The following is a 564-nucleotide window of genomic DNA, read 5'->3' as shown; positions in this document are numbered from 1 at the left end:
CACCGAGGAGGCTTCCTTGAAGTGACGCGACAGATGCGAGCGGAAATAGGCGGCGCAGCCCTGCGAGCCATGGACATACCCCAGCGTACCATCGAAACCGGCGGCGGCGAACAGGGCGCCCAGCGGCTGGCAGGCCTTGTTGGGATTGATCACCAGGGCTTCCCGGGCCAAGTTCTTTTCCCGGTAGTCCCAGGACTTGGTCCATTCGGCGACTTCGGCGACCTTGGCCTCGCCATGGCTGTTTTCGAAACACTCACGCTTGCGCGCGAACATTTCCGTGTATTCGGGTTCCCGGAACAAGGGAATGTGGTCTTTGATGAGGTCCGCGTTCTGGGGCATCAGCTCTCTCCAGTCTGGCGTTCTGGTCTTAAGGGACTTACTCGGCGGCGGCCTTGGTCCACGGGGCTTTCAGCAAGGCCCAGACCGGATTGTTGATGGCCATGTCCATGTCACGGGCGAAGATGGCGAAGCCGTCATAGCCGTGGTAAGGACCCGAGTAATCCCAGGAGTGCATCTGGCGGAAAGGCACGCCCATCTTCTGAACGGCGTATTTTTCCTTGATGC

1 protein-coding gene and 1 pseudogene are annotated in these 564 nt (G+C 59.9%); both read right to left on the bottom strand.

All coding sequences use genetic code 11. The features are described 5' to 3' along the window. The coding region (locus tag CKO12_RS14475) for a DUF3364 domain-containing protein (RefSeq protein ID WP_200155412.1) at positions 1-339 on the bottom strand (339 nt) is incomplete at its 3' end. Positions 340-376: 37 nt separating this feature from the next. Continuing rightward, positions 377-564, bottom strand: a pseudogene (locus CKO12_RS14470) (nitrogenase molybdenum-iron protein alpha chain); the annotation flags it as partial.

The organism is Chromatium okenii (assembly GCF_016583745.1).
Taxonomy (GTDB): Bacteria; Pseudomonadota; Gammaproteobacteria; order Chromatiales; family Chromatiaceae; genus Chromatium; species Chromatium okenii.
The sequence above is the reverse complement of the archived record's forward strand: the minus strand, read 5'-3'. Positions and strand labels throughout refer to the sequence as shown.